23 protein-coding genes and 2 riboswitches are annotated in these 24,209 nt (G+C 64.3%); of the genes, 11 read left to right on the forward strand and 12 right to left on the reverse strand.

What is annotated here, in order from left to right:
• Positions 1-87: 87 nt before the first annotated feature.
• From JOE60_RS17365 to gcvT, 6 genes are all read right to left on the reverse strand, one after another.
• Complete coding sequence (locus tag JOE60_RS17365) at positions 88-588, reverse strand: MarR family winged helix-turn-helix transcriptional regulator (protein WP_167268479.1); 501 nt, start codon at positions 586-588, stop codon at positions 88-90.
• A 97-nt stretch (positions 589-685) separates the two neighbouring features.
• Positions 686-1,738, reverse strand: a complete 1,053-nt coding sequence (locus JOE60_RS17370) for an FUSC family protein (RefSeq protein WP_167268477.1) — start codon at positions 1,736-1,738, stop codon at positions 686-688.
• Between the two features lie 198 nt (positions 1,739-1,936).
• Positions 1,937-2,947: a lipoyl synthase gene (gene lipA / locus JOE60_RS17375; protein WP_204814870.1), complete on the reverse strand. Its 1,011-nt coding sequence runs from the start codon at positions 2,945-2,947 to the stop codon at positions 1,937-1,939.
• Positions 2,948-3,058: 111 nt separating this feature from the next.
• Positions 3,059-4,378 carry a serine hydroxymethyltransferase gene (glyA, locus tag JOE60_RS17380; protein ID WP_167267794.1) on the reverse strand — a complete coding sequence of 440 codons (1,320 nt, stop codon included), beginning with the start codon at positions 4,376-4,378 and terminating at the stop codon, positions 3,059-3,061.
• On the reverse strand, positions 4,375-4,761 hold the full coding sequence (gene gcvH / locus JOE60_RS17385; protein WP_167267796.1) for a glycine cleavage system protein GcvH: 387 nt from the start codon (positions 4,759-4,761) through the stop codon (positions 4,375-4,377). Before gcvH ends, glyA begins: the two co-directional genes overlap by 4 nt.
• The gene (gcvT, locus tag JOE60_RS17390) at positions 4,758-5,957 is read right to left on the reverse strand and encodes a glycine cleavage system aminomethyltransferase GcvT (protein ID WP_239529132.1); all 1,200 of its coding nucleotides are present in this window, start codon (positions 5,955-5,957) and stop codon (positions 4,758-4,760) included. The genes gcvH and gcvT overlap by 4 nt, the downstream gene beginning before the upstream one ends.
• Before the next feature lie 105 nt (positions 5,958-6,062).
• Positions 6,063-6,160: riboswitch (glycine riboswitch) on the reverse strand.
• Positions 6,161-6,259, reverse strand: a riboswitch (glycine riboswitch).
• A gap of 198 nt (positions 6,260-6,457) precedes the next feature.
• Between gcvT and mscL the strand changes: the two genes are divergently transcribed.
• Positions 6,458-6,910, forward strand: coding sequence for a large conductance mechanosensitive channel protein MscL (gene mscL, locus JOE60_RS17395; RefSeq protein ID WP_167267800.1), 453 nt, complete (start codon positions 6,458-6,460; stop codon positions 6,908-6,910).
• A 102-nt stretch (positions 6,911-7,012) separates the two neighbouring features.
• On the opposite strand, the gene JOE60_RS17400 is transcribed toward mscL, so the two are convergent.
• The 4 genes from JOE60_RS17400 to JOE60_RS17415 all read right to left on the reverse strand — a co-directional run bounded on the left by JOE60_RS17400 (position 7,013) and on the right by JOE60_RS17415 (position 10,354).
• A complete protein-coding gene (locus tag JOE60_RS17400) occupies positions 7,013-7,204 on the reverse strand; it encodes a hypothetical protein (RefSeq protein WP_239529143.1) in 192 nt (63 codons plus the stop codon).
• Positions 7,205-7,425: 221 nt separating this feature from the next.
• Positions 7,426-8,802: an NAD(P)(+) transhydrogenase (Re/Si-specific) subunit beta gene (locus tag JOE60_RS17405; protein ID WP_167267802.1), complete on the reverse strand. Its 1,377-nt coding sequence runs from the start codon at positions 8,800-8,802 to the stop codon at positions 7,426-7,428.
• A complete protein-coding gene (locus tag JOE60_RS17410; protein ID WP_167267804.1) occupies positions 8,799-9,158 on the reverse strand; it encodes an NAD(P) transhydrogenase subunit alpha part 2 in 360 nt (119 codons plus the stop codon). The genes JOE60_RS17405 and JOE60_RS17410 overlap by 4 nt, the downstream gene beginning before the upstream one ends.
• A complete protein-coding gene (locus JOE60_RS17415; protein ID WP_167267806.1) occupies positions 9,158-10,354 on the reverse strand; it encodes a Re/Si-specific NAD(P)(+) transhydrogenase subunit alpha in 1,197 nt (398 codons plus the stop codon). Before JOE60_RS17415 ends, JOE60_RS17410 begins: the two co-directional genes overlap by 1 nt.
• Before the next feature lie 222 nt (positions 10,355-10,576).
• Between JOE60_RS17415 and JOE60_RS17420 the strand changes: the two genes are divergently transcribed.
• Positions 10,577-12,592 (forward strand): hypothetical protein, encoded by a 2,016-nt coding sequence (locus JOE60_RS17420; protein ID WP_167267808.1) that lies wholly within the window; start codon positions 10,577-10,579, stop codon positions 12,590-12,592.
• A 31-nt stretch (positions 12,593-12,623) separates the two neighbouring features.
• Here the strand turns inward: JOE60_RS17420 and JOE60_RS17425 are convergent, their stop codons facing one another.
• Positions 12,624-13,805, reverse strand: a complete 1,182-nt coding sequence (locus JOE60_RS17425; protein WP_167267811.1) for an ROK family protein — start codon at positions 13,803-13,805, stop codon at positions 12,624-12,626.
• Between the two features lie 137 nt (positions 13,806-13,942).
• Here JOE60_RS17425 and JOE60_RS17430 point away from each other — a divergent pair, with 137 nt between their 5' ends.
• The 9 genes from JOE60_RS17430 to JOE60_RS17470 are packed head-to-tail and all read left to right on the forward strand — an operon-like array spanning position 13,943 to position 23,090.
• Positions 13,943-14,971 carry a hydroxyacid dehydrogenase gene (locus JOE60_RS17430; protein ID WP_167267813.1) on the forward strand — a complete coding sequence of 343 codons (1,029 nt, stop codon included), beginning with the start codon at positions 13,943-13,945 and terminating at the stop codon, positions 14,969-14,971.
• A 3-nt stretch (positions 14,972-14,974) separates the two neighbouring features.
• Positions 14,975-16,330, forward strand: coding sequence for a sulfatase family protein (locus JOE60_RS17435; protein WP_167267816.1), 1,356 nt, complete (start codon positions 14,975-14,977; stop codon positions 16,328-16,330).
• 7 nt (positions 16,331-16,337) lie between these two features.
• Positions 16,338-17,627, forward strand: a complete 1,290-nt coding sequence (locus tag JOE60_RS17440) for an extracellular solute-binding protein (protein ID WP_167267819.1) — start codon at positions 16,338-16,340, stop codon at positions 17,625-17,627.
• A 24-nt stretch (positions 17,628-17,651) separates the two neighbouring features.
• Positions 17,652-18,587 carry a carbohydrate ABC transporter permease gene (locus tag JOE60_RS17445; RefSeq protein ID WP_167267821.1) on the forward strand — a complete coding sequence of 312 codons (936 nt, stop codon included), beginning with the start codon at positions 17,652-17,654 and terminating at the stop codon, positions 18,585-18,587.
• On the forward strand, positions 18,584-19,447 hold the full coding sequence (locus JOE60_RS17450; RefSeq protein WP_167267824.1) for a carbohydrate ABC transporter permease: 864 nt from the start codon (positions 18,584-18,586) through the stop codon (positions 19,445-19,447). Before JOE60_RS17445 ends, JOE60_RS17450 begins: the two co-directional genes overlap by 4 nt.
• Entirely contained in the window at positions 19,444-20,391 is a 948-nt protein-coding gene (locus JOE60_RS17455; protein WP_167267827.1) for a Gfo/Idh/MocA family protein, read from the forward strand. The genes JOE60_RS17450 and JOE60_RS17455 overlap by 4 nt, the downstream gene beginning before the upstream one ends.
• The gene (locus JOE60_RS17460) at positions 20,388-21,332 is read left to right on the forward strand and encodes an ROK family protein (protein ID WP_208381565.1); all 945 of its coding nucleotides are present in this window, start codon (positions 20,388-20,390) and stop codon (positions 21,330-21,332) included. Before JOE60_RS17455 ends, JOE60_RS17460 begins: the two co-directional genes overlap by 4 nt.
• A 15-nt stretch (positions 21,333-21,347) precedes the next feature.
• Positions 21,348-22,130 carry a glucosamine-6-phosphate deaminase gene (locus tag JOE60_RS17465; protein ID WP_167267830.1) on the forward strand — a complete coding sequence of 261 codons (783 nt, stop codon included), beginning with the start codon at positions 21,348-21,350 and terminating at the stop codon, positions 22,128-22,130.
• Between the two features lie 54 nt (positions 22,131-22,184).
• Positions 22,185-23,090: a formylglycine-generating enzyme family protein gene (locus tag JOE60_RS17470; RefSeq protein ID WP_167268389.1), complete on the forward strand. Its 906-nt coding sequence runs from the start codon at positions 22,185-22,187 to the stop codon at positions 23,088-23,090.
• A gap of 6 nt (positions 23,091-23,096) precedes the next feature.
• Here the strand turns inward: JOE60_RS17470 and JOE60_RS17475 are convergent, their stop codons facing one another.
• Complete coding sequence (locus JOE60_RS17475) at positions 23,097-24,173, reverse strand: substrate-binding domain-containing protein (RefSeq protein ID WP_167267833.1); 1,077 nt, start codon at positions 24,171-24,173, stop codon at positions 23,097-23,099.
• Positions 24,174-24,209: the final 36 nt, after the last annotated feature.

Genomic DNA, 24,209 nt, shown 5'->3' on the forward strand with positions numbered 1-24,209 from the left:
TCTAGTTATATGTGTACTTAGTACTTTTTGTCCAGTTTGCATTTCGGCGGGAAATCAAGATGAGGCACCGACGCCCTGCCCAGGCCGCTAGGGCGCGCCCACGCTGTCGATCGCTTTGCGCATCCGCCGGAGGAAATCCACGACGACGGCCGCATCATCGCCGTCCAGGGTTTCTGCAACCTCCATCATGCGGGAGTGCATATCGCCCAGAGTGCTCCGGACCTCCTGTTCGGAGCCCGAGGTGGGCTTCAAAATGAGGGCCCGGCGATCAGTGGGATGCGGCTCCCGCGTGACGAAGCCCGAACGGACCAGCCTGTCCACCAGCGATGTCATGGATGCCGAGGTGATGCCCAGGTTAACTGCAAGCTCCTTGGGGCCAACTTCCCGGCCCCCGCGCTTGGCCTCCAGGAGATAACGCAGCGCAGCCAGGTCCGTTTCACCCATGCCCATGGAAGCGCGTGTGCGGCGGCGCATCTCAGCTTCCGCCGAACGGTAGTCCCTCAGCGCGTTCAGCACATCCACAGCCCCCATCTGTTTGCGGCTCTCCAGCCGGTACCAGTAACCCTGTCGCTCCGCTTGGCTTGTCATCACCGTTCCTTTGGTAGACGTGTATCACGGTTGTCTAACCAAATAAGCATAGATGAATACTTGAAATCACGCAGCCAATGCCCTAAAGGACCGTCGGTCAGCGCACTCGCCAGCGCCTCCAAAGAGCCGGTGCCACCACTACGGCAACACCCACCACCGCGCCAATAACGGTCTCAATGATGCGATCCCTCAGGAGTAACCCCGGATCCACGGGAGCCGCCAGAAGCGTGGCAATGAGCGCCAGCGGCGTCACGAAAAGCTGGGCCACAAAGTACTGCCTGGCAATAAACATCTCCGCGCCGAACTGGCAGGCGGCTATCACCAGCACCATCACCCAGGGCGCAGGGTTCAGCCACAGAATGCCGGCCAAGAGCACCAGGCCCGCCACTGTCCCCACAATTCTTTGGATGCCCCGGCTCACACGATGGCGCGTTGAGTGGCCTACCAGCGGCACCACCGCGGCAACCATTGCCCAGTACGTGTGCCCGAAGCCCAAACGCTCCCCCACCAGGGTGGCAATGGTCCCGGCCAGCCCTGCGGCGATCAAGTAGCCACCGCCTTCCAGCCAGATGGCCCTGAGTTCGGCAGGAGTGTGGCGGATGGGCGGGGGACGCTTCCACGGAGTACGGTGGCTCTTCGCCACCCGCGCCGACATTCCTATCAGGAGGCACAACCCGGTGGTCAGCACGGCCACCAGCATCCCTTCCCAGAGCGGCGGTTGCGCAGGAATGGAGGCGATGGCCGCGAACGCAAAGATGTGAAACAGGGAACCGCCCGGACGGAGCCGCCACAACGCCACCACCACTGAACATGCACCGGCCACCACGGTGGTTGCCGCAGTCAGGAGCCACGAATATGCGGTGCTGTCCAGCCCCCAGAGGTGTTCTGCGCGTGCCAGCAGGGTGGCGCAGAGAATGATGAAAAGCATGAAGGTACCGGCTCGCAGCTGGCTGCGGAACCGGACGCTGTGGGGCTCGTTGCGCCCATAGATGCCGGTGAACGCCCCGAACGAGGCAAACACCGCAAGGTCCAGGCGCCCCAGGACCGCAAGCGTAATCAGCGGAACGAACACCCCAATAGCGCAGCGGAGGGCGGGATGGTGGTCCTTGTTTCCCGGGCCCATGGTGAACAGTTCCGCTACAGCCTTCAAGGGGCGGCTCGCCTTTCGTCGCAGATTCAAACGTACGACGACGGCGCTGGCGTCCTTTCCTAGGTTACGCTCCAGCCGCCGGGCTGCTCCGGGATAAGGGACAGATAGTGCGCGGCATCACCCTCCGCGCGCTTAACCCAACCCGGTCGACGTCACCGGAGAGTCCTGCCACGTGAAGGTTCCAGTGGGGCGGCGGTCTTAGTGGTGGGCGGCGGCGAGGATGGTGGAGGCTTCCTGGCGGGTGGTGCCGGAGGATTCGATGTGGGCCAGGGCTTCGGGGATGTCCCAGCCCTTTTTCCGCATCGCGGTGGCCCACAACCGCCCGGCCCGGTACGAGGAACGCACCAACGGTCCGGACATGACGCCCAGGAAACCGATCTCCTCGGCCTCGTGCTGGAGGTCCACGAATTCCTGGGGTTTGACCCACCGGTCCACGGGCAGGTGCCGCTCGGACGGGCGCAGGTACTGGGTGATCGTGATCAGGTCACACCCGGCCCCGTGCAGATCCCGCAACGCCTCGGAGATCTCCTCACGGGTCTCACCCATGCCCAGGATCAGGTTGGACTTGGTGACCATCCCCAAATCCCTGCCCTGGGTGATGACATCCAAGGACCGCTCGTACCGGAACGCCGGCCGGATCCGCTTGAAAATCCTCGGCACGGTCTCCACGTTATGCGCGAACACCTCAGGCTTGGACTCGCAGATCGCCGCGATGTGCTCAGGCTTGCCGGAAAAGTCAGGGATCAACAACTCCACCCCGGTGCCCGGGTTCAGCTCATGGATCTTCCGGACCGTTTCGGCGTACAACCACACGCCCTCATCTTCCAGATCATCCCGGGCCACCCCGGTGACCGTGGCGTACCGCAACTGCATCGCCTGGACACTGCGGGCCACCTTCGTGGGCTCGAACCTGTCCACCGGCGAAGGCTTCCCGGTATCGATCTGACAGAAATCACAGCGCCGGGTGCACTCGGACCCGCCGATCAGGAACGTCGCTTCCTTATCTTCCCAACACTCAAAAATGTTCGGGCACCCGGCCTCCTCACACACCGTGTGCAGGCCTTCCTTCTTCACCAAGTTCTTCAACTGAACAAACTCAGGCCCCATCTGGACCTTCGCCTTGATCCACTCAGGCTTCCGCTCAACAGGTACCGCCGCGTTACGCTGCTCAACACGCAGCAACTTACGGCCTTCAGGTGCAAGAGTCACTGGACTTCTTTCATAGAGCTGGTGGCACACCGTTGATCGGGGGCCGGTGGCCGGGGCCCTGCGGATCATGCCGTGTAACGGAACAATCCGCAGGGTGACCCTGGAATGGGTTCAGCTGAGGTTGGCTGTACCGGGGTAAAGCGGGTGCGCAGCGGCGAGTGCCTCCACGCGGTGACGGAGCCCGGAAAGGTCCGTTCCGGCGTCGGCGATCAATGCTTCGGCGATGATGTCCGCCACCTCGCGGAAGGCCGCTTCGCCGAACCCGCGCGTAGCGAGGGCCGGGGTGCCGATGCGGAGGCCGGAGGTAACCATGGGTGGGCGCGGATCGAAGGGGACCGCGTTGCGGTTGACGGTGATGTCGATCGCGGCGAGGCGGTCCTCGGCTTGCTGGCCGTCGAGCCCGCAGTTGCGCAGGTCCACCAACACCAAGTGAACGTCAGTTCCGCCGGACACCACGGCGATACCCTTGGCTGCCACATCGTCCTGGACCAAGCGCTCGGCGAGGATCCGGGAACCGGCCAGGACGCGTTCCTGGCGTTCACGGAATTCCTCCGAGGCAGCGATTTTGAACGCCACGGCCTTGCCCGCGATCACGTGCTCCAGCGGTCCGCCCTGCTGGCCCGGGAACACCGCCGAGTTGATCTTCTTGGCGATGTCGGCGTCGTTGGAGAGGATGATGCCGCCGCGCGGACCGGCGAGGGTCTTGTGGGTGGTGGACGTGGTGACGTGCGCGTGCGGGACGGGCGAGGGGTGCAGCCCGGCGGCCACCAGGCCAGCGAAGTGGGCCATGTCCACCATCAAGTACGCGCCTACCGAGTCCGCGATCCTGCGGAATTCCGCGAAGTCCAGCTGCCGCGCATAGGCGGACCAGCCAGCCACGATCAGGGCGGGCTTATGCTCCCGGGCCAAAGCCTCAACCTCGGCCATGTCCACGGTGTGCGTATCCTCGCGCACCCCGTACGGGACCACGTTGTAGAGCTTGCCGGAGAAGTTGATGCGCATGCCGTGCGTCAGGTGCCCGCCGTGGGCGAGGTTCAAACCCATGATGGTGTCGCCGGGCTTGATCAGCGCGTGCATCACCGAGGCGTTGGCCTGCGCTCCGGAGTGCGGCTGCACGTTCGCGTACCCGGCCCCGAACAAGGACTTCAAGCGGTCGATCGCGAGCTGCTCCACCACATCCACGTGTTCGCAGCCACCGTAGTAACGCTTCCCCGGGTAGCCCTCGGCGTACTTGTTGGTCAGCACCGAACCCTGTGCCTGCATCACGGCAACCGCAGTGTGGTTCTCCGAGGCGATCATTTCCAAGCCATCGCGCTGGCGGCCCAGTTCGTCGTCGATCTTCGCCGCGATCTCCGGATCCAGCTCGGACAGCGGGGCATTCAACGACCCCGACACAACCTGCTGGTAATGGTTCAACGTTTCAGCGTTCACAGTTCTCCTCCATTGGTTGCTGCATAATCTTCAGCGCTCATCAGCGGCCCTTCGTCGGTGGCAGCCACCTTGAACAGCCAGCCCGCACCGTAGGGATCGTTGTTGATGAGTGCGGGGTCGCTGACAACAGCGTCATTGATCCCAGTCACCTCACCGGTCACGGGCGAGTACAGATCGGATACCGATTTAGTGGATTCAACCTCACCGCAGGTCGCCCCCGCGGTCACAGAAGAACCAATCTCGGGCAGGTCCACGTACACAATGTCCCCCAGGGCGTCGGCGGCCACCGCAGAGATACCGATCCCCACGGGACCGTCCCCCTCAGCGGGGGCAACCCATTCATGCTCGGCCGAGTACTTCAGCCCGGCAACTACTTTGCTCATTTCGTTCCTGTCTTCTGGTTCGCTTGTTTTTGGCGCCGATAAAACGGCAGCTGGACGACTTCGAACGGTTCGGCCTTGCCGCGCAGATCCACTTCAACGGTGGTGCCCGGGGCAGAATGCTCGACGTCGACGTACGCCAAAGCGATCGGGTATCCCAGCGTGGGGCTTGGCTGCCCGGAGGTCACCTCACCGATCAGGGAACCGTTCTTCAGGACCGCGTAATGCGAACGGGCGGCACGACGGCCAACACCCTTCAAGCCCACGAGCTTCTGCCCCAGTGCAGAGCCGACACCTGCTGCTTTGATCGCGGCCAGCGCATCCTTGCCAATGAAGTCACTGTCCTTGGTCAGTGACACCACCGAACCCAGGCCCGCCGTGTAGGCATTGATGTGCCGGGTCAGTTCGTTGCCATACAGCGGCATGCCCGCCTCCAGGCGCAGCGAATCACGGGCAGCGAGGCCTGCGGGGATCAGGCCGTGGCCCTCCCCGGCCCCAAGCAGCGCTTCCCAGAGACGTGGAGCATCCACGGCGGAGAGGTAGATCTCGAACCCGTCCTCGCCGGTATACCCCGTCCGTGCCACGAGCAGGTGCTGCGGCCCGCCGTCGAACGTCAGCGGAACCTCAACCGCAGCGTAGTACTTCAGCTCCCGCACCAAACCGTGGTCTTCTTCCGGGACCAGCGCCAGCAGAATCGCTTCCGCGGCAGGCCCCTGCACTGCGATCAGGGACGTTTCAGCAGAGGCATCTTCGACCATGACATCGAACCCTGCCGCGCGCTCCTGCAAGGCCGCGGCCACCGCAGCTGCATTGCCTGCGTTGGGGACCACCAGGTACTTGTCCACGCTTTCCTGGGGAGAAGGCCTGCGGTAGGTGATCAGATCGTCAATGATGCCGCCATCGGCATTGCAGATCAGGGAGTACTTGGCCTTGCCCACCGGGATCCCGGACAGTTTGCCCGCCAAGGCGTAGTCCAGGAACGCGGCAGCGTCGGGGCCGGTGACCCAGACTTCACCCATATGGGAGAGGTCAAAGAGGCCGGCTGATTTACGGACTGCGTGGTGTTCGGCGAGTTCGGACTCGTATTTAAGGGGCATCTGCCAGCCACCGAAGTCAGTGAAGGAGGCGTTGGCTTTTTTGTGCTGTTCGTACAGAGCTGTGTACTTGCCGGATTGCTGCCCGTCCGGGGCTGCTGCCAGCGCGGCGTCGTGCGCCGATAAGCCGCTCCGCGGGTGATGTGATTGAACGGTCACAAGGAACTCCATGATTCAGGCGCCTGCTTAAGCGCCACGATTGCGTGGGTTCCTCCCCGCTCTGTATTGGACCTGAGAGATTCCGCAGGGATGGTTTCCTGCTTGCACCGTCGGTGAGCCCGGTGACCCGGACTGCTTTCCAGAGTTGCCTACCCGCGGCGGTACATGGGCCTGAGAGATTCCTGGGGAGGATTTGCTCCTACGGCGCCTGACTGGATGTACCGGCAGGACTCTCCCGCCGCAGATCAAAAGCGTTGCATCACACTGGGTGACACGCTTCACACCATAACGGCTCCGCTCGAACAAGTCCAAAAACCATCCCTCCATCACATCCCACCCCCAATTCCCCATCCCTCCATCACATCCCGGCCTTAAACCCGAAACGCGGGGATGGTAGTTTGATGTCTGCTGAGGCAGACACCCGCACCCAAATCGGAGGACCATCCATGTTTAAGGGTTTCAAGGACTTTATTCTTCGCGGCAACGTGATCGAACTGGCGATCGCCGTTGTCATCGGCAGCGCTTTCACCGCGCTTGTTGCTGCTTTCACCAACAACATCATCAACCCCGTGATCGCCGCCGCCGGTGGCATGAACGCCGATGGACTCGGTTTCAAGATCTGGGACAACAACCCCGCTACGTTCGTCAACTTCGGCGCCGTCATCACCGCGCTGGTGACGTTTGTGATCACTGCGGCCGTGGTCTACTTCATCTTCGTAGCGCCCATGAACAAGATCAACTCCCTGGTCAAGGACCGCCTGGCCACCGAGGAACCCGAAGAAGAGCCGCTGCCGGCGGACACTGCTTTGCTGGCCGAGATCCGCGATCTCCTCAAAGCACAGGCAGCCGCCCGCGACTCCGGCGTTGTTCCCAACCCGGACAACGGCACCCTCCGTTAGGACTGCGGCGCGACTGCGCACCCTGAAAGCCCGGCGTTCTCACCTTGAGGACGCCGGGCTTTTGGGTTCAAAAAGGCGCCGGGCTTTGAACCGGGCTGGTCCTCAACCAACCAGCTGGATCCACAGACCCACACCGCGTTCCTTGACCACCATCCGGCGCTCCACAGCTCCCCGTTGGACCAGCCATAAAACGTCACCATCAGCAGTCACCGCGTCAACCACTCCTTGGTCCACCACGTGGTTGCCATGCCAGATCTGGACGGTATGGCCCACCAAGGACCTCCAGTTGGTCACCCGTTTTCCCTGCAGGGGCTCGAGCCTGATTCCGAACAGCGGCTCTCTTCTGTTGTAGTGCACCCGTTTGCTCCTCGCTGCCGGACCTCACACTTCCTTTAAAGGACAGGTGCCTGCGGCGGGCCGGACATGACGCTATTAACCAGACGGCGTGGGGAGGCATTGGTCACAGCACCGCAGCTGCCACACCCGGGGCTGCTTCTCCGTGGGGGTGTGGGGGTTCAGTTCAGCGCCTTCACCGCTCCCAGAACTTTGGTCAGCGAATCCTTGGCATCGCCGAACAGCAACGTGGTGTGCGGTTCATGAAGCAGCTCATTCTCGATCCCGGCGAATCCCGGGCGCATGGACCGCTTGAGGAACACCACTTGGCGGGCGTCGGCGACCTCCAGGATGGGCATCCCGTAGATGGGCGAACCGGAGGTGGTTTTGGCCGCAGGATTTACGACGTCGTTGGCGCCCACTACCAGCGCGACGTCGGTGGTCTTGAAGTCCGCATTGATGTCGCTCATTTCCTTCAGCGACTCGTACGGAACGTTGGCTTCGGCCAAGAGGACATTCATGTGCCCCGGCATGCGGCCGGCCACAGGATGGATGGCGAAGTCCACCTCGATCCCCCGGGCTTCCAACGTGGCTGCCAGTTCCGCGGCCGTATGCTGGCCCTGTGCCACAGCAAGTCCGTAGCCGGGGACGATGATCACACGCTGCGCGTAGCCGAGCAGCACCGCAACATCCTCGGCGCTGGAGGAACGGACCGGCCTGCTGCTCACTTCCGTGGACCCGGCCGTGCTGCCGCCTTTGAAGGCCCCGAACATAATGCCTGCCACGCTTCGGCCCATGGCGGCGGCCATGGCACGGGTCAGGATGGTGCCGGACGCTCCCACCAATGTCCCTGCCACCAGCAGCAATACGTTGCCCAGCACCAGTCCCGAGGCAGCCACGGCCAATCCGGTGAAGGCATTCAGCAGCGAGATCACGATCGGAACGTCGGCCCCACCCACCGGGAGGACCAGGAAGATACCGGCGCCTAGCCCCAGGAGCATTAAGACACCCGCCAAGACAAGCGAGCCGTTCAGGATCACCAGGACACCGGCCGCCACCGCCGCCAGCAGGACCACTCCCATGAGCACCGGCAGCCCGGGAAAGGTGACGGGCCGGGTAGTCATGAGCCCTTGCAGCTTGGCAAAGGTCACCGCCGAACCGGCGAAGGACACCGCGCCCACCAGCAACGTGAATACGATCGCCACACGAACCCACGTGTCCGCCGAGTGGGGAAGTTCCAGCAGCGCCACCAGAGCCGCTGCTCCACCGCCCACGCCGTTGAACAGGGCCACGAGCTGCGGCATCTGAGTCATCTGCACCCTGCGTGCCACCGGCGCCGCGACGGCCGAGCCCAACGCCATGGCCGCAAGAATCCACGGGATGTTGTCCAGCTTTACGGACAGGAACACTGTGGCAATGGCCAGCAAAGCACCGAACGCCCCCAGGAGATTTCCGCGCCGGGCAGTACGCGGCGAATTCAAGCCCCTCAGGGCCAAAATGAAGCACGACGCCGCCACCAGATACAACAGCGCCGTCCACGTTGGGGAAAGGAGTGTCACCGTCGCCCCTCCTCGCCGGAAGCAGGGGCCTGGCCCTGCTTGACTGACGGTGTGGCGGCTTCAGCGTTCGACGGCGGCTGTTGCCTTCCGCGGAACATCTCCAGCATGCGGTCGGTCACCACAAAGCCGCCCACGAGGTTGGCGGTGGCAAGGACAACAGCCAACAGCGCAACAACCAGCACCCACGGATCGTGTGCCTGCCCGGCCACGATGATGGCCCCCACCAGGATGATGCCGTGGATGGCGTTGGCTCCGGACATGAGCGGCGTATGGAGGGTGCTGGATACCTTGCTGACCACCTCAAAACCCACGAAGACGGCCAGCACCGTGATGGTCAGGAGACTGACGCCGTCCATCAGCCCGCTCCTTCCACGGGAACGGATTGCTGGTGGGCTGGCCCGGGATCGCCGGCGAGGGCCGCTAGTGCTTCCGCTGTGGGCGCGTGGACCACCTTGCCGTTGTGGGTCAGGCAGGTCCCGGACACCACCTCATCATCAAAGTCGGGGGCCACCACGCCATCCCGGGTCATGAGCGCCAGCAGGTTGGCAACGTTCTTGGCGTAAAGGCGCGATGCATCCGCTGCCATGGCCGATGCCGGATCCTTGAGTCCCACCACCGTGACACTGCCAAAACCTCCGCTGGCCGGGACTGAAATCTCTTGTCCGGGGATGCTTCCCTCTACGTTGCCTCCCGACTCCGCGGCGAGGTCAATGACCACGGAGCCCGCTTTCATGCCCTGCACCATGTCCCGGCTGACCAGGGCCGGGGCCCTCCTGCCAGGAACGGCCGCGGTGGTGATCAGCACGTCCGACTGGGCAACGTGCGGCGCCAGCAGTGCCCGTTGCAGCGCTCCCCTGTCCGCGCTCAGTTCGCGGGCGTAACCGCCGCTGGCTTCCGCCGTTTCCAGGTCCAGCTTGATGAACGTTCCACCCATGGACGCCACCTCATCTGCGGACGCCGGCCGGATGTCGTTGGCGGACACCCGCGCCCCGAGTCTCTTGGCTGTACCAATGGCCTGCAATCCGGCCACCCCTGCACCCAGCACCAACACCCTGGCCGGCGGGACCGTCCCGGCCGCCGTCATGTACAGGGGAAAGAACCGGGGCAGGCGAATGGCCGCCTCAAGAACGCAGCGATACCCGGCCACCAAAGCTTGCGAGGTGAGCGCGTCCATGGACTGCGCCCGGGAGATGCGGGGCACCAGCTCCATGGCAAACGCCGTGATTCCGCCGGCGGCGAGCGCCTGGACGGTAGCCGGCTCCGACGACGGCGACCCGAACCCGATGGACACTGCACCGCGGCGGAGGGCGGCCGCCGTCGAACGTTCCATGGGGCGCACGTGGCAGAAAACATCAAGGGAGCCGAGGTCCAAGGCCGCCACCACCGTGGCCCCTGCGTCCCGGTATTCCTGGTCGCTGTGACCGGCAGCGGAGCCTGCGCCGGATTGAATCTCGACATCGAGCCCCAGTGCGGTCAATTGCCGGACAGTTTCCGGCGTGGCGGCCACCCGCGACTCGCCCTCGAGTACCTCGCGTGCAACGCCTGCTTTCACCTGCCGCTCCTCTCCGGAACAGACCAGAACGTGGTTGCCACGAGTTTATGCACGCGGACGGGGCAGCGATAGGTACCGCGAGGTTTGAAAATGTTCGAATCATGGAATTCGACGGCGGGCGGACGGACCATGGATGGCAGGTGCCCTGAACGTGTCCGGAACGTCTCGGAAGCTACCACCCCCTGGACCCCCCCAACGGGATACTCAATGAGGAGACCTTCCATGTCCTTTTCCCTGAATCGCCGTCAGCTGCTTCAGACCGGCGGAATGGCCGGACTGGCCGCCGCGTTCGCTTCGATGTCCGCTGGCGCAGCCAACGCTGCCAAGCCTTTGACCGCTTCCGGGCCCCTGATCACTGACTTGGGGCCCGCCGTCGTGCAGTTCTCCCTCATGAGTTCACTCCTGGTGGGCGACACCGTGTACATCGGATCCCGCAACCTTAATCCCGTGCGGATCATCGGCTACCACCTTCCGACCGGACGGGTGACGTCGCGGACGGACCTGGGCTCGGGCTACAGCATCCAGGCCCTGGCCGCAGATCCCAGCGGGCGGTACCTCTACGCCGGCGTGCTCCGCGACGGCATGGACGGCCAACCGAACATCTACCGCTGGGACCTCAACACTCCGGCCTCCCCGGCTGTGGGTGTTGGCCAAACGGGTGACCGCGATATCAGGGCGCTCGCCGTGGCCCCTGACGGCAGGGTGTACGCGGCCGGCGGCGGACTCACCACCAACGCCCCGTCCCTGTGGGAATACGATCCCGCCACCAACGCAACCACCAGCTGGGGCATCCCGGACCCGGGGGCCACGATCGCCCAGGCCGTTGCCGCGACGGCAGCCTACGTGTATTTCGGCACCGGCAGCACGCTCGGTGGTGGCAACGGTTCAAGCCCTGGCCGCTTGTTCGCGTTCGACCGGACCACCAAGGCTTTCACCAACATCCTCCCGGCCGAGGTTGCAGCAGGGGTTTCCGTGACCTCGCTCAGCGTGTTGGACGGCCAGCTCGGCGTCGGAGTGAAGGGCCCGGGCAAGTCCGTGCTGATCAGCCTGACGGACCACACCAAGTACACCATCATCGCCAAGACAGGTGTCATGTTCCGGCAGCTGGGGAACCAGGTCTTCTTCGTGAAGGAACCCGGTGTCTGGTCCTACAACATGGCCACCAAAAAGATCACCCAGATCCTCACGGAGGACGTTGGCGCCATGTGGGGCCTGGATGTCTACGGCAGTAAGGCGTTGACCGTTTCCTCCTACGATGTCATCGAGATCGACCCCGTGGCCAAGACCGCCGTGAAACACGATCTGGCCGATGCCGGGGCGCCGGGCGGGCCGCAGCAGTGCATGGGCCTCGCCGCCGGCGCTGGAGACATTTACGTGGGCGGAACAGGCGTGATCGCCAGGCACCAACCAGCAATCTCCCAGGTGTCCTACCTGCGGGCCACCGGTGAAGCAAAGGACGCCGTGGTGGTGGGCGGGGTCCTTTTCACGGGCCAGTACAACTCCCGCGGCATCCTCTCGTACGATCCCGCCACGGGCCAACTCCCCCATCAGGTGGCAGCACTCCCGGCCGGTCAGAACCGTCCGTTGGATGTCTGTTGGGACACGGTCAACAGCCTGGTGATCGCCGGTGCCCAGAATGACACCGGTGGTGGTGGCTGTTTCGCCGCCTACAACCCGGCCACCGCCCAAGTGGTCACCACCGTGAACCCGATCGATACCCTCCAGATGGTCCGCGCCGTGGCCACCCGCCAAGGAACGGCCTACCTGGGCGGCGACAACATCTACCCCGACGGCCCCCGGAGCACGGTGGTGGCCTGGGATCCTGTGGCGAATCAGGAGTTGTGGCGGCTGGATCCCGGCCAATCCGCGGGAATCGCTGCCCTGGCCGTGCAGGGCAAGTACCTCTACGGCATGTCCCGGCGGGCGGCGGGCCTCTTCGTCATCGACCTTGAAACCCGGCAGGTGGTCCACCGCGGCGACCTCAGCAGTGTGTGCACCGACTTCGGCGCCCTCCAGGTGAGCCGCGGGATCGTGTACGGCGTTTCCGACACCACTGTTTTCCGCATCGACCCCATGACCTTCGCTGTGTCAGTGGTGGTGGCCGGCATCAACGGCGGCTGGTACAGCGGCCCCCACATCACCGCGGACGAGGACGGCCTCCTGTACACGCTGCGGGGGCCCAACCTGGTCCGGATCGACGATCAACAGGCGATGCAGGCGCTGCGGAAAGCGAACTGATCCCGTCGGTTCGGTGGGCGCCGGGTTGCGGTCAGGCTGTCCTGGCCGGCCGCAACCCTCCGGGCTGTGATCCTTCGGGCTGTGAGTCCCGGGCCGAGAACAACCCGTCCAACACGGAGCACGCCGCGCCCCGTGCCACAGCAGCCCGGTCGGTCGTGACCGTATCAATCCCAGGAGCCGGAGTGCCCACATGACGAAATTGCCCCAGGAAAGCCGTTGCGGCCTGCTCCGGAAGGCTGCCCATCCTGGCCTCGGGCGCGAACCCCACCATCACACGTTCCGGCCCCAAAACCTTGGCGATATTCGCCATACCGGTACCCAAGTGCACGGCGGCGTCGGCAATCAGTTCGCCGTCGAGGTCAGGCATGACCCCGCGGTCTTCGCCCGTCCGCAACAGTTCCTGCTGCATTCCCCACAGGCTGGCGCGGGTTTCCAGGCAGTCATCCGCACCGCAGTGGCACGGCCGGGCAGGGCCGCCGCCAGTCAAGGAACGGGTGTGGGCGAAGCCGCCTGCAGCGCCGTTGAAGCCCCGTTGGATACGGCCTTCAACCACCACTGCGGACCCCAGACTGGTGCCGACGCTGATGACCAACAGGTCGCGGCCGGCGAAAGAACCGTCGAAGAGGAGTCCGCGGGCGTAGGCGTTGACGTAGCTGTCGATGACGACGGGCAAGCCGTTGGCCTGTTCCAGGATGCCTTGGAACGGGACATCGGCCCAGTCCATGGCCCCGCTGTGCTGCACCGTCCCGCCGGTTTGGTCCACGACTCCGGAGACCGCAACGCCCACACCTATGAGCTTGGCAGTGTTGGTCCCGGCCGCGGTTGCGACCGCCAGGGCCACGGCTTCCGCAGCAGCGTGGGGCTGCGTCGAATCAAGTGGCTCGGTATGCGAGGCCACCGCGCCACCGCGCAAATCTACGACGACGGCGAGAGCCTCCGTGGCGGACAGCCGCACCCCCGCGGCGAAGACACCCTCGCGGCCAAGCTCCAGCAACCGTGCAGGACGGCCGCCTGTGCCGCGCTCGATCTCCGTTTCCACCAGGAGCTGTTGCTGCAGGAGCTTATTGGTGATCCCCGTGATACTGGCCGGGCTGAGCCCTGTTTGCCCAGCGATGGCCGCCCGCGAAACCGGTGCCATGGTGCGCACGACATCGAGCACCAAGGCCTCATTGATCTCGCGGATCAGTGCCTTGCTTCCTGCGCGGGGCTTCATTGCACGCTTCTCCTGGGTTGGTGCCAACGTGGGCCTTTCCCATTCTGGCATCGGTGCCACGCGGGACGGTCATCCAGTCGACTTTTAGTTAGTTTAGTCATTGACAAAACTAATACGCAATCAGTACCGTCAACCGCATGAACTCCACCAGCGCCGTTGAACAGCCGCCTGCTCTCCGGATCCTCCTCAGCATTCCCGACGCCGAATTCAGCCCATTCTTCCCGGCATCAACACTGGCTGCGCTCCACGAACTCGGCGAGGTGACGGTGGTGGCGCCCGCAGACCTCCAATCCCCCCGGGCATTCGCCAAGGCTGCAGGAGATGCCGAAGTCGCCATCACTGCCTGGGGCTTTCCACGCCTTGATGCCGGGCGCCTTGCACTGGCTCCGAAACTCCGCTGCGTCCTGCACGCAGCCTCCTCGGTGCACTTCCTGGTCAGCGACGCCTTCTGGGAGGCCGGCATCCCCATCTCGCAGTCCGGAGCGGCGATGGCACCTGCCGTCGCAGAGCACTCCCTCACCTTCACGCTGGTCCTTCTGCGCCGGATCGAACGCCTCGACCACAGCCTCCGCTCCGGTGCCATGTGGGACGAAGCCCGCACAGTGAGGCGTGCCAGGGAAATTTCCGGCGCCACAATCGGAGTGGTGGGCGCTTCGCGGACGGGCCGCAGGTACATCGAGGCGTGCATGGCCTTGGGCGCAGAGATCAGCATCTATGATCCCTACCTTGCGCCGGGCGACCCGCTGGCCTCCCGCTCCACCACGCTGGAGGCACTGTTCGCCGGAAGCGACGTGGTGGCGGTCCATGCGCCGGACACCCCTGAAACTCGAGGCCTCATCGGCGAAGATCAGCTGGCACTCCTCAAAGATGGCGCCGCCTTCGTCAATACCGCCCGCTCAACCGTCGTGGACATGGATGCGCTGTACGCCGCGGTGTCCTCCGGCCGCATCGACGCCGCCTTGGATGTCTTTGATGACGAGCCATTGCCCGCCGATGACCGTTGGCGGCACTTGCCCAATGCCCTCCTCACCCCGCACATCGCGGGCGCCACCGTGGAATCCCGGCGGAGGGCCGGGCTGATCGTGGTGGACGAGCTTCGCCGCTTCCTCGCCAACCAGCCGATGGAACACGCCATAACCCGCACTGACCTGGAGAGGATGGGGTAGTTCATGCGCAACATCCTTCTTTTGCATTGCCACGACCTGGGGCGGTTCCTGGGAAGCTACGGGGTGGATACCGTCTCTACTCCCCACCTTGATGCTTTGGCGGACGAATCCGCGTTGTTCGAGCAGGCCTTTGCCACGGCACCGCACTGCAGCCCTGCGCGCGCCTCACTGTTTACCGGCACATACCCCCAAAACAACGGAGTCCTGGGCCTGACGCATGATCCTTTCGGCTGGGACCTCAAGGAACCAAGCATCCACATTGCCCACCGTCTCAAGTCCGTGGGGTATCGCACCGAGCTGGTGGGGGTGCAGCACGAATCACGGGTCCTGCCCGATGATGTGGTGGCTGCCAGGCTCGGGTTCGACCAGGTCCGCACGGGAGGTGCGCGTGACGTCGTCGTCAGCCGCGCGGCTGATGCCCTCCAAAGGATGGCCGCGGGCACCAGGCCTTTCTACCTCCAGGTGGGCTTCACCGAGCCGCACCGCGTTCCATCTCCGCACGACCGCCCGGGTGTCATGGGCTTCCTGGCCGACGGCGTCACGCCGGACGCGTCTCGCGGACACAATATCCCCCCGCACCTGCTGGACGATTCCGGGTCCAGGGAGGAAATCGCGGAGCTCCAGGGCGCGGTCAAGCACATGGACGAAGGCGTCGGCCGCATTCTGGCCGAGCTCGAAGCCCTGGGCCTCCGCGACACAACCGCGGTGTTGTTCACCACCGACCACGGTCTCGCACTGCCGCGCGCCAAATGCACCCTGTACGACGCCGGACTGGAAGTTGCGCTGATGCTGCGCCTTCCGGGGAACCCGGCATGGCCCGGGAAACGGATAGAGGACATCGTCAGCCATGTGGACGTGCTGCCAACATTGCTGGACGTGTCCGGGCTCCAGCAGCCGGAGGACCTCCCCGGTACAAGCCTCAGGGCCGCGGTGGAACGCGGCGAATCCGTCCGCGAACACTGCTTCAGCCAGTTGACGTTCCATACCTATTACGACCCCAAACGCTCGGTACGGACCACCACGCACAAGTTGATCGTCAATTTCTCCAACGCACCCCGCGCCATGGACCCCACCCAATCGTGGGTCCACCGCAGCCTTCCCGTGGACCTGGGCGGTCCGACCATTGGCACCAGCCCGGCCCTGGAACTCTATGACCTGGCGTCAGACCCCGCGGAACTGGACAACGTGGCAGAAAACCCAGCCCATGCCCACACCCTGCGGGAACTGTCCGCGGCGCTCTTCGCCTGGATGCAGGACACTGACGATCCCCTTCTGGAGCCGGCCCCCACCTTGGCCGCACGCCACAGCCTTGTCCTCAAGCATCTCCAAGACGCCAGCCTCACCCCCAGCAGAAAGTAACCTCACCATGTTCACACAAAAACTGCGCCGGCCCGCAGCCTTGGCTGCCGCCGTCGTTACTGTTGCAGCCCTTGCCCTGACCGCCTGCGGCGGGCAAACCTCCTCGTCCGGCGAGGCCGGGCCTGCAACAGGCAAGGTCACCCTCTGGATGTACCCCGTCATCAAGGACGAGACGGCCAGCAAGAAGTTCTGGCAGGACACCGAGGCCCAGTTCGAGGCGGCAAACCCGGGAATTGACCTGACCATCGAACTGCAGACGTTCGACAAGCGCGATGCCCAGATTTCAGCGGCATTGGCCGCTGGCTCCGGACCCGACGTCGTGCTCATCACGCCCGACCAAGCCGCCACGTACCGGAATGTCCGCGGGCTGCTGCCAGTGGGCGACGCCGTCTCCAAGGACAAGAAATCGTTCTATCCGAACACCCTGGACGCCGCGACCTTCGACGGCGAATTGTTCGGCGTGCCGCTGTTCCAGAACATCAACACCACTGCGTACAACACCAAGGTCTTCAAGGATGCCGGCCTGGAACTGCCCAAGACCTGGGATGACCTCCGGGCTGCCGCGCCGGTCCTGGCCAGCAAGGGCATTGCCGTGATGGATTATGCCGGGAGTCCTGAACAGACGTTGAACCTGTCCTTCTATCCGCTGCTGTGGCAGGCCGGCGGAAAAGTGTTCAGCGACGACGCCAAAGACGTCGCTTTCGACTCCGCGGAAGGAGAATCGGCGCTGCAGCTCCTGGTGGACCTCAAAAAGGCCGGCGGATTGCCCGTCGACGCGGCCACCGATGGCCCCAAAGTTGAGGGCGCCCCCATCGCCACCGGCAAAGCAGCGATGCGGGCCACCACCTCCCTCCCGGAACTCAAACAGATGCGGGCTGCCCTGGGTGCTGAAAATGTTGCCCTCGGGGAACCCCTGACGGGCAAAGTCCAGGCAACCTATGGCAACCCCGGGCTGCTGGCACTGACCTCCATCAACAAGAAGGAGAACCGTCAGGCCGCTTACACGGTGATGAACTACCTGAGCACCGCGGCAGCACAGAAGGCCCTCAACACTGCCGCCGGCAATCTGCCCACCCGTGAGGATGCAGCCGTCCTCGGTGACGATGCCGACTCCAAGGCCATGGCAGCGGCACTCAAGGCAGCGAACCCCGGTGAGTCATCACCGGCAGCCCGCCAGGTCATGGGTGCACTGGCACCGAGCATCCAGGCCGCACTCCGCGGCGACCTCACGCCCAAGGAAGCCCTCGCCAAGGCCGCCACGGAAGCGCGCGGCATCCTGCAACGCGCGGCCCGCTGATCCACTCCAGCAGATAGGTGTCCCATGTCCGTCCAAACCCAGCCCCGCACCACTGCACGTGCTGCAGCCCCGCCGCCCGCCCCCCGGAAGAAAGTCCGCAACCGGGAAGCACTGGCCGGCATCCTCTTCGTCCTGCCCACCCTGGTGATCTTCGGACTCTTCAAGTTCCTGCCCATTTTCGGTGCGGGGGCCATGAGCCTGACCCAGTACAGCCTGAATGGCGATTTTGAATTCATCGGCGCAGATAACTACACCCGCCTGGCCGCAGACCCCAACTTCTGGCAAAGCCTGCGCGTCACCTTCCTCTACGTGGTGATCTTCGTTCCGTTCATCATCGCCGTCTCCTTGGCCGGGGCAGTACTGCTGGACAAACTGGTCCGCTTCACCGGTACATTCCGGGCACTCCTGTTCATCCCCTACCTCAGTTCCTTCGTGATGGCGGGCATCATCTGGACCTGGATTTTCTCCACGGATGGTCCCCTGAACGCGGCGCTGGGCGGGCTGGGCCTCGGTCCCGTGCCGTTCATCTCCGGCCCCCAACTCCTGGTGCTGTTCTCCCTTGCCGTGGTGTCTGTCTGGAAGGGCTTCGGCTACTCCATGCTGATCTTCCTCGCGGGGCTCAAGGCCCAACCCACCGAAGTCCATGAGGCCGCCACGATCGATGGCGCAGGAGCCTGGAAGTCGTTCTGGTTCGTGACATTGCCGTTACTCAAACCCGTGGTGTTCTTTGTCCTGGTCATTGAGACGATCGTCGGTTTCCAGGTCTTCGACACGATCTATGTCATGACCGGAGGAGGCCCGGCTAGGGCCAGCCACAGCCTCATCTACTTCCTCTTCGACGAAGGGTTCAAATTCTTCGACTTCGGCTACGCCTCGGCCGTCGGCGTGGTGCTGTTCCTGATCGTGCTGGTGCTTTCCCTTGTCCAGCAGCGCTTCTTTGAAGGAAAGGACTCCAAATGACAGCCACTATCTCCCCGCCCGCCACCTCCGCAGGCACCACCCGGCGCAGTACGCAGAAGCGACGGCAAAGGATCCTCACGTGGGTCCTTGCGGTGATCTCGCTGTTCACCGTGGCACCCCTGCTGGCCGTAGTGGTCCTGGCTCTCTCTCCTGCCGATGTACCCACCATCCCCTACGCGTGGCCGTCGTCGCTAACGTTCGGGAACGTTGTACGGATCTTCAATGTGGGCGAGTTCCCGCTGTGGCTGTGGAACTCATTCGTCTATTCCACCGTCTCGGTGGTGGTTGTGCTGCTCACTGCTTCCATGGCCGCCTACGCCCTGGCCCGCAAACGCTTCCCCGGCCGCAACGCACTGTTGTGGGCCATCATCGCCACCCTCATGGTTCCGGTGCAGGCAACCCTGATCCCCACCTTCATCCTTGTTTCCAAGATGGGCGGGGTAAACACGCTCTGGGGCCTCATCCTTCCCACCCTGGCAAATGCACAGGCCATCTTCCTCATCCGGCAGTTCGTCAAGGACATGCCCGAGGAACTCTTCGACGCCGCCCGGATTGACGGCGCAAGCGAGTGGCGCACGTTCGCGCAGATCGTGCTCCCGCTCATCCGTCCCGTCCTGGCAACACTCGCCATTTTCGTGTTCCTCTGGCATTGGAACGATCTCCTGTGGCCGCTCGTCGTGGGCCAATCGGACACAGCCCGCACCCTGACCGTGGGCCTTGCCACCCTGAATACCGAGACAGCGTCCACGTCCAACGTCATGGCCGCCACTCTGGTCAGCTTCATACCCTGCCTGGTGATTTTCGCTCTCCTGCAGAAGCACATCGTCGCCAGCATCACCCACAGCGGGGTCAAAGGATGAGTGCGACGGCTGTCCCTGCACCGATCCGTTGCGGGCTGATCGGCGTGGATTCGCCGCACGCGCCGTCCTTTACGCACCTGTTCGGGAACGGGTTCGACGGCGTGGTCCCCGGCGGTACGGTGACGCACGCCTGGAAGGGGATGCCGGCGTCGGACTTTCCCCTAAGCCTCGACCGAAACGACGACTTCGCGGCCCAAGTGGCCTCGATGGGAGTCGCGCTCTGCGATTCTCCGGAGGAAGTTGCCAACGCCTGCGATGCCCTGCTGATCGTGGCCTCTGATGCCCGCACGCATCCGGAGTACTTCACACGGGTGGCGGAATACGGCAAGCCTGTCTACGTGGACACCCGCTTCGCTCCCACGCTCGCGGAGGCCCGGGCAATGCTGTCTCTCGCTGACGCGGCGGGGACGTTGGTGCTGGCGGGATCGCCCAAACGGTTCACACCCGGTTTCCTGGCCGCGTCCCACGACCCAGTCCGCCGGGTGGTCCTGAACGGTCCACTGCCGGAACAGCCCGGACATCCCGGCTTCTCCTGGTACGGCGTGCACCTGGTGGACCTGGCGGTGGCGGCACTCGGTCCCGGAGCGGTGGCAGAAGGGGCAACCGTGGACGCCCGCTCTTCGGGGCCGTCAACCATCCTCTGGGCCGACGGCAGGGAAGCGGTCCTGGATGGCGAACGTGAATGGAGCCCTGTCACCTCCGGACAGCTTGGGTCAGGGTCGGACGGAAAGGTGTTTTCCCTTGAAGCCGGACCGTCCATGCTGACAGGCCTCCTGGAGGGGATCGTTCACGCAGTCCGGACCGGGAAACCCACCATCCCTTCCGCCGAAATCCTGGACATAGTTGCCTTGGTTGAAGCCCTCAACCTCAGTCTCCGCGCCGGCGGGCCGGTCTCCGTCCATTCCAACCGCCTGACGACGCTCCACCCCGAAGGAACACAATGACTACTTCCCTGCTCAGCAGCACGCGGACCATCCGCCTCGGCGCAGACATTGGCGGCACCAAGACCGAGGTTGTGGCGATCGACCAACACAACACCGTGCTGCACGCCCTCCGGCGCCCCACGGGCTTCGGCAGGGACCAAGTTCTTGCCACCCTGTTCGGGCTGGTCCGCGAACTGCTTGGAAATGAGACCTTGGCCGAGCGGCCCATCGCGAGCCTGGGCATCGGAATCCCCGGGACGGTGGACACCGGGTCGGGGACCGTGGCCAATGCGGTGAATGTAGGCCTCAAGGACCTGGCAGTCGCGCCGTTGGTGGAAGCGGAACTGGGCCTTCCTGCCAGCGTCGAGAATGACGTGAACGCTGCCGCCGTCGGCGTCCATCACCTCCTGGGCGGTGGATCAGCGGATGGCACCAGCGCTTACCTCAACCTCGGCACGGGCCTGGCAGCCGGGTTCGTGAGCAACGGAAACCTGGTCCGGGGTGCCACCGGTGCAGCCGGCGAAATCGGCCACCTGCCGCTGGACGCCGTTGGCGGGGACGCTTGTGCTTGCGGACAATCCGGTTGTCTTGAGCTGGTGGCGTCCGGATCAGGCATTGCCCGGCAATGGCCCGACAATAGCTTGCTTCCCGCGGCTTCACTGTTCAAAGCGGCAACCGACGGCGATCCCCTGGCCTGCGCGATCCAGCAGCGGTTGTTCGCCGGTGTGGCCACTGCGGTCCGGGTGATCAGCCTGACGTTTGATCCGGCGGTGATCCACGTCGGAGGCGGGCTGAACGCCCTCGGCCAGCCCCTGCTCAATGGCATACGCCAGGAACTCTCGCGAAACAGTTCTTCCTCGGCCTTCATGTCAGGGCTGGCACTGGGCCAGCGCGTCCGGCTGGTACCGCCCGGGCTACCCATCGGTTCGGTGGGCGCCGCGATCTGCGGCAACAGCAACTAACTCAGGAGAAAATCCATGGCAGAAGTCATCATTGTCCCCACCAGGGAAGAGGCAGGAACGGTCGCCGCTTCACTCTTCGTTTCGCAACTCCAGCGAAAGCCGGATGCCGTGCTGGGACTGGCCACCGGCTCCACACCACTGTCCACCTACGCTGCGTTGTCATTGGCGGTCCGGGAACTGGACCTGGACGTATCCCGCGTAAGGGGCTTCGCCCTGGACGAGTACCTCGGGGTGTCCCCGGAGCACCCGCAGAGCTACCGGTCCGTGATTACCTCGGAAGTGGTCGAACCCCTGGGGCTCACTCCTTCACTGGTCTTGACGCCTCGCGGGACCGGGCCGGACTTGGAACTGGCCGGGGACGAATACGAATCCGCCATCCTGGCCGCGGGTGGCATCGATATCCAGGTTCTGGGGATCGGAACCAACGGCCATGTGGGCTTCAACGAGCCCGGCTCCTCCCTGGCGTCCACAACACGCATCAAAGCGTTGGCCGCGCAGACCCGGGCTGACAACGCCCGCTTTTTCGAGTCCGCCTCCGACGTTCCCACCCACTGCATCACGCAGGGACTGGGTACCATCCAGCGGGCGCGGCATGTGGTCCTCCTGGCCTTCGGTGCCGCCAAGGCGCAGGCCATCGCAGCCGCCTTGGAAGGCCCCGTGTCCTCCTCTGTGCCAGGGTCCATAGTGCAGCTTCATCCCCGCGCCACGGTGATTGTCGACGAAGATGCAGCGGCCCTGCTGGAGCACGCCGACTACCACCGGCTGGCCCGCGCGGGCTTCGGGCCACAGGGGGACTGAACCGTGAGCCAACCGCCGGCCGGCTGCTGTTCACCTTCCCGTGCGGGCCGGCAGATGGCCCTGGCAGGTCCGCCCCAATACCGGACGGACGGGCAGGCGCCCCACGGTGACGTCATGGTTCCTGCCGGCAGTTTCCTGATGGGCGACAGCTTTGGCGAAGGCTATCCAGCCGACGGGGAAACACCCGTGCACCCTGTTGACCTTGATGGTTTCAGGATTGATTCGACGGCGGTGACAACCAGGCAATTCGCCGTATTCGTGGAAAAAACGGGCTACCGGACGGAAGCGGAACTCTACGGAACCTCGGCCGTTTTCCACTTACTGGTCGAAGCACAAGAGCGTGACATTCTGGGCCCGGCAGCAGGTGCGCCCTGGTGGCTGACAGTCAAGGGAGCCGACTGGGCACACCCCACCGGCCCACAACAGCATTGGTCCGAAACCCCGGACCACCCGGTCGTCCACGTATCCCATAACGACGCCCTCGCCTACTGCAAATGGGCAGGCCGGCGCCTACCCACCGAAGCGGAGTGGGAGTATGCGGCGCGAGGCGGATTGGAACAGAACCGCTACCCTTGGGGCGACCATCTGGTCGACGAAGGGCAACCCCATCACTGCAATATCTGGCAGGGGGTGTTTCCCAGCCACAACACCGCCGCCGATGGGTTCCCGGGAACGGCACCCGTCAAGAGCTTTCCTCCCAATGGCTATGGGCTATACGAAGTGAGCGGAAATGTATGGGAATGGTGCTCGGACTGGTTTCTTCCGAAGTACTACCAGGCGTCACCTTCGTACAATCCACAGGGACCCACCATTGGACGGGGAAAGGTAATGCGTGGAGGCTCCTACCTTTGCCACGATTCCTACTGCAACCGGTACCGGGTAGCGGCCAGGACATCCAATACTCCGGAGTCATCCAGTGGCAACTGTGGCTTCCGGACTGTTGCCCACACCTCCAGCTGAGGGGCCCTATTCGCCCTCAAGCAGCCCTGACGATTCCCGCACTATCAGCTGCGGAGCCAGGTTCACCCGCCGCAGCGCAGGGGTCAGTCCGGACCCCTGCTTGCCGGCCAGGCGCTCCATGCACATGGTGACGGCGGCGTGGCCCACGTCCCGCTTGGGCGGCGCGATGGAGGTCAGGGGAACGGCGGCGAGGTCCGCCACTTCGTCGTCGTAAGCCACAATCGCGAAGTCCTGCGGGACAGCGACTCCGGCTTCGTCGGCAATATGGATCAGCGTGATGGCTTCCTCATCGGGCAGCACCAACGCCGCTGTGGTTCCGGTGTGTCGGCAGTCGTCCAGGAAAGAGGCCAGCTCGGTCTGGTTGTTGCCGCCCACGGGGCCGAGCCGTTCGTACTCGAGGATGGGCGCGTCAGTCTCCAAACCGAGTTTGGAGACCATCCTGGCGTAGCTTTCCCGGAGCCACGGCGCGGTGGGGCTGGCGGCTATCGCCAAGCCGATCCTGCGGTGTCCCCGTGCCGCCAAATGTTCAATGGCCAGCTCGGCACCGTAGGCGTGATCGGACATCACCGACTCAAAAGCCCGGCTGGACCTTTCCACCAGGATCACGGGGATGTCCAGTTCGTCCAACAGCTCAAAGGTGGGCGAGCCCGGCTCCACCGGACCCGCGGAGGCCAGAAGGATCCCGTCCACCGAGTTGGCCACCACCCGCTGCAGCTGACGATACTCGTCCTCCACAGAATAATTGCTGACGCCCAAGATGAGACGGGCATTCAGCGCCCGGGCAGCAGCTTCGGCGCCGCGGATGATCTCCGGGAAGTAATACCCGGTGGTCGGCACAATCAATCCCAGGGTGGCGAGGGGCTGACGGGACCTCCGGTACTCGGCTTCGCCAGGACGCTCCGAGGGGTTCCTGACCGCCCCGCCGTGGACCCGGCGGAGCAAGCCCTGTCCGGCAAGCTGCGTCAGGTCCCGGCGGATGGTCATGGTGGAGAGCCCCGTCTTGGCGGCGAACTCGTTCACTGTCAACGATCCCCGCAAATCCAGTTCACGCAGGATTTTCCCGTGACGTTCCCCGCTGAGCATGCCGACTCTCTTTCCGGATGAGGCGTTGATGGATCA

Origin of the sequence: Paenarthrobacter ilicis, from assembly GCF_016907545.1 — a bacterium.
Lineage (GTDB): Bacteria > Actinomycetota > Actinomycetes > Actinomycetales > Micrococcaceae > Arthrobacter > Arthrobacter ilicis.

What these genes read in the sequence shown, in the direction of transcription:
- JOE60_RS17365 (WP_167268479.1), bottom strand. Translation starts at nt 588, where the DNA reads ATGACAAGCCAAGCGGAGCGACAGGGTTACTGGTACCGGCTGGAGAGC.
- gcvH (WP_167267796.1), bottom strand. Translation starts at nt 4,761, where the DNA reads ATGAGCAAAGTAGTTGCCGGGCTGAAGTACTCGGCCGAGCATGAATGG.
- mscL (WP_167267800.1), top strand. Translation starts at nt 6,458, where the DNA reads ATGTTTAAGGGTTTCAAGGACTTTATTCTTCGCGGCAACGTGATCGAA.
- JOE60_RS17410 (WP_167267804.1), bottom strand. Translation starts at nt 9,158, where the DNA reads ATGGACGGCGTCAGTCTCCTGACCATCACGGTGCTGGCCGTCTTCGTG.
- JOE60_RS17420 (WP_167267808.1), top strand. Translation starts at nt 10,577, where the DNA reads ATGTCCTTTTCCCTGAATCGCCGTCAGCTGCTTCAGACCGGCGGAATG.
- JOE60_RS17425 (WP_167267811.1), bottom strand. Translation starts at nt 13,805, where the DNA reads ATGAAGCCCCGCGCAGGAAGCAAGGCACTGATCCGCGAGATCAATGAG.
- JOE60_RS17430 (WP_167267813.1), top strand. Translation starts at nt 13,943, where the DNA reads ATGAACTCCACCAGCGCCGTTGAACAGCCGCCTGCTCTCCGGATCCTC.
- JOE60_RS17435 (WP_167267816.1), top strand. Translation starts at nt 14,975, where the DNA reads ATGCGCAACATCCTTCTTTTGCATTGCCACGACCTGGGGCGGTTCCTG.
- JOE60_RS17440 (WP_167267819.1), top strand. Translation starts at nt 16,338, where the DNA reads ATGTTCACACAAAAACTGCGCCGGCCCGCAGCCTTGGCTGCCGCCGTC.
- JOE60_RS17445 (WP_167267821.1), top strand. Translation starts at nt 17,652, where the DNA reads ATGTCCGTCCAAACCCAGCCCCGCACCACTGCACGTGCTGCAGCCCCG.
- JOE60_RS17450 (WP_167267824.1), top strand. Translation starts at nt 18,584, where the DNA reads ATGACAGCCACTATCTCCCCGCCCGCCACCTCCGCAGGCACCACCCGG.
- JOE60_RS17455 (WP_167267827.1), top strand. Translation starts at nt 19,444, where the DNA reads ATGAGTGCGACGGCTGTCCCTGCACCGATCCGTTGCGGGCTGATCGGC.
- JOE60_RS17460 (WP_208381565.1), top strand. Translation starts at nt 20,388, where the DNA reads ATGACTACTTCCCTGCTCAGCAGCACGCGGACCATCCGCCTCGGCGCA.
- JOE60_RS17465 (WP_167267830.1), top strand. Translation starts at nt 21,348, where the DNA reads ATGGCAGAAGTCATCATTGTCCCCACCAGGGAAGAGGCAGGAACGGTC.
- JOE60_RS17470 (WP_167268389.1), top strand. Translation starts at nt 22,185, where the DNA reads ATGGCCCTGGCAGGTCCGCCCCAATACCGGACGGACGGGCAGGCGCCC.
- JOE60_RS17475 (WP_167267833.1), bottom strand. Translation starts at nt 24,173, where the DNA reads ATGCTCAGCGGGGAACGTCACGGGAAAATCCTGCGTGAACTGGATTTG.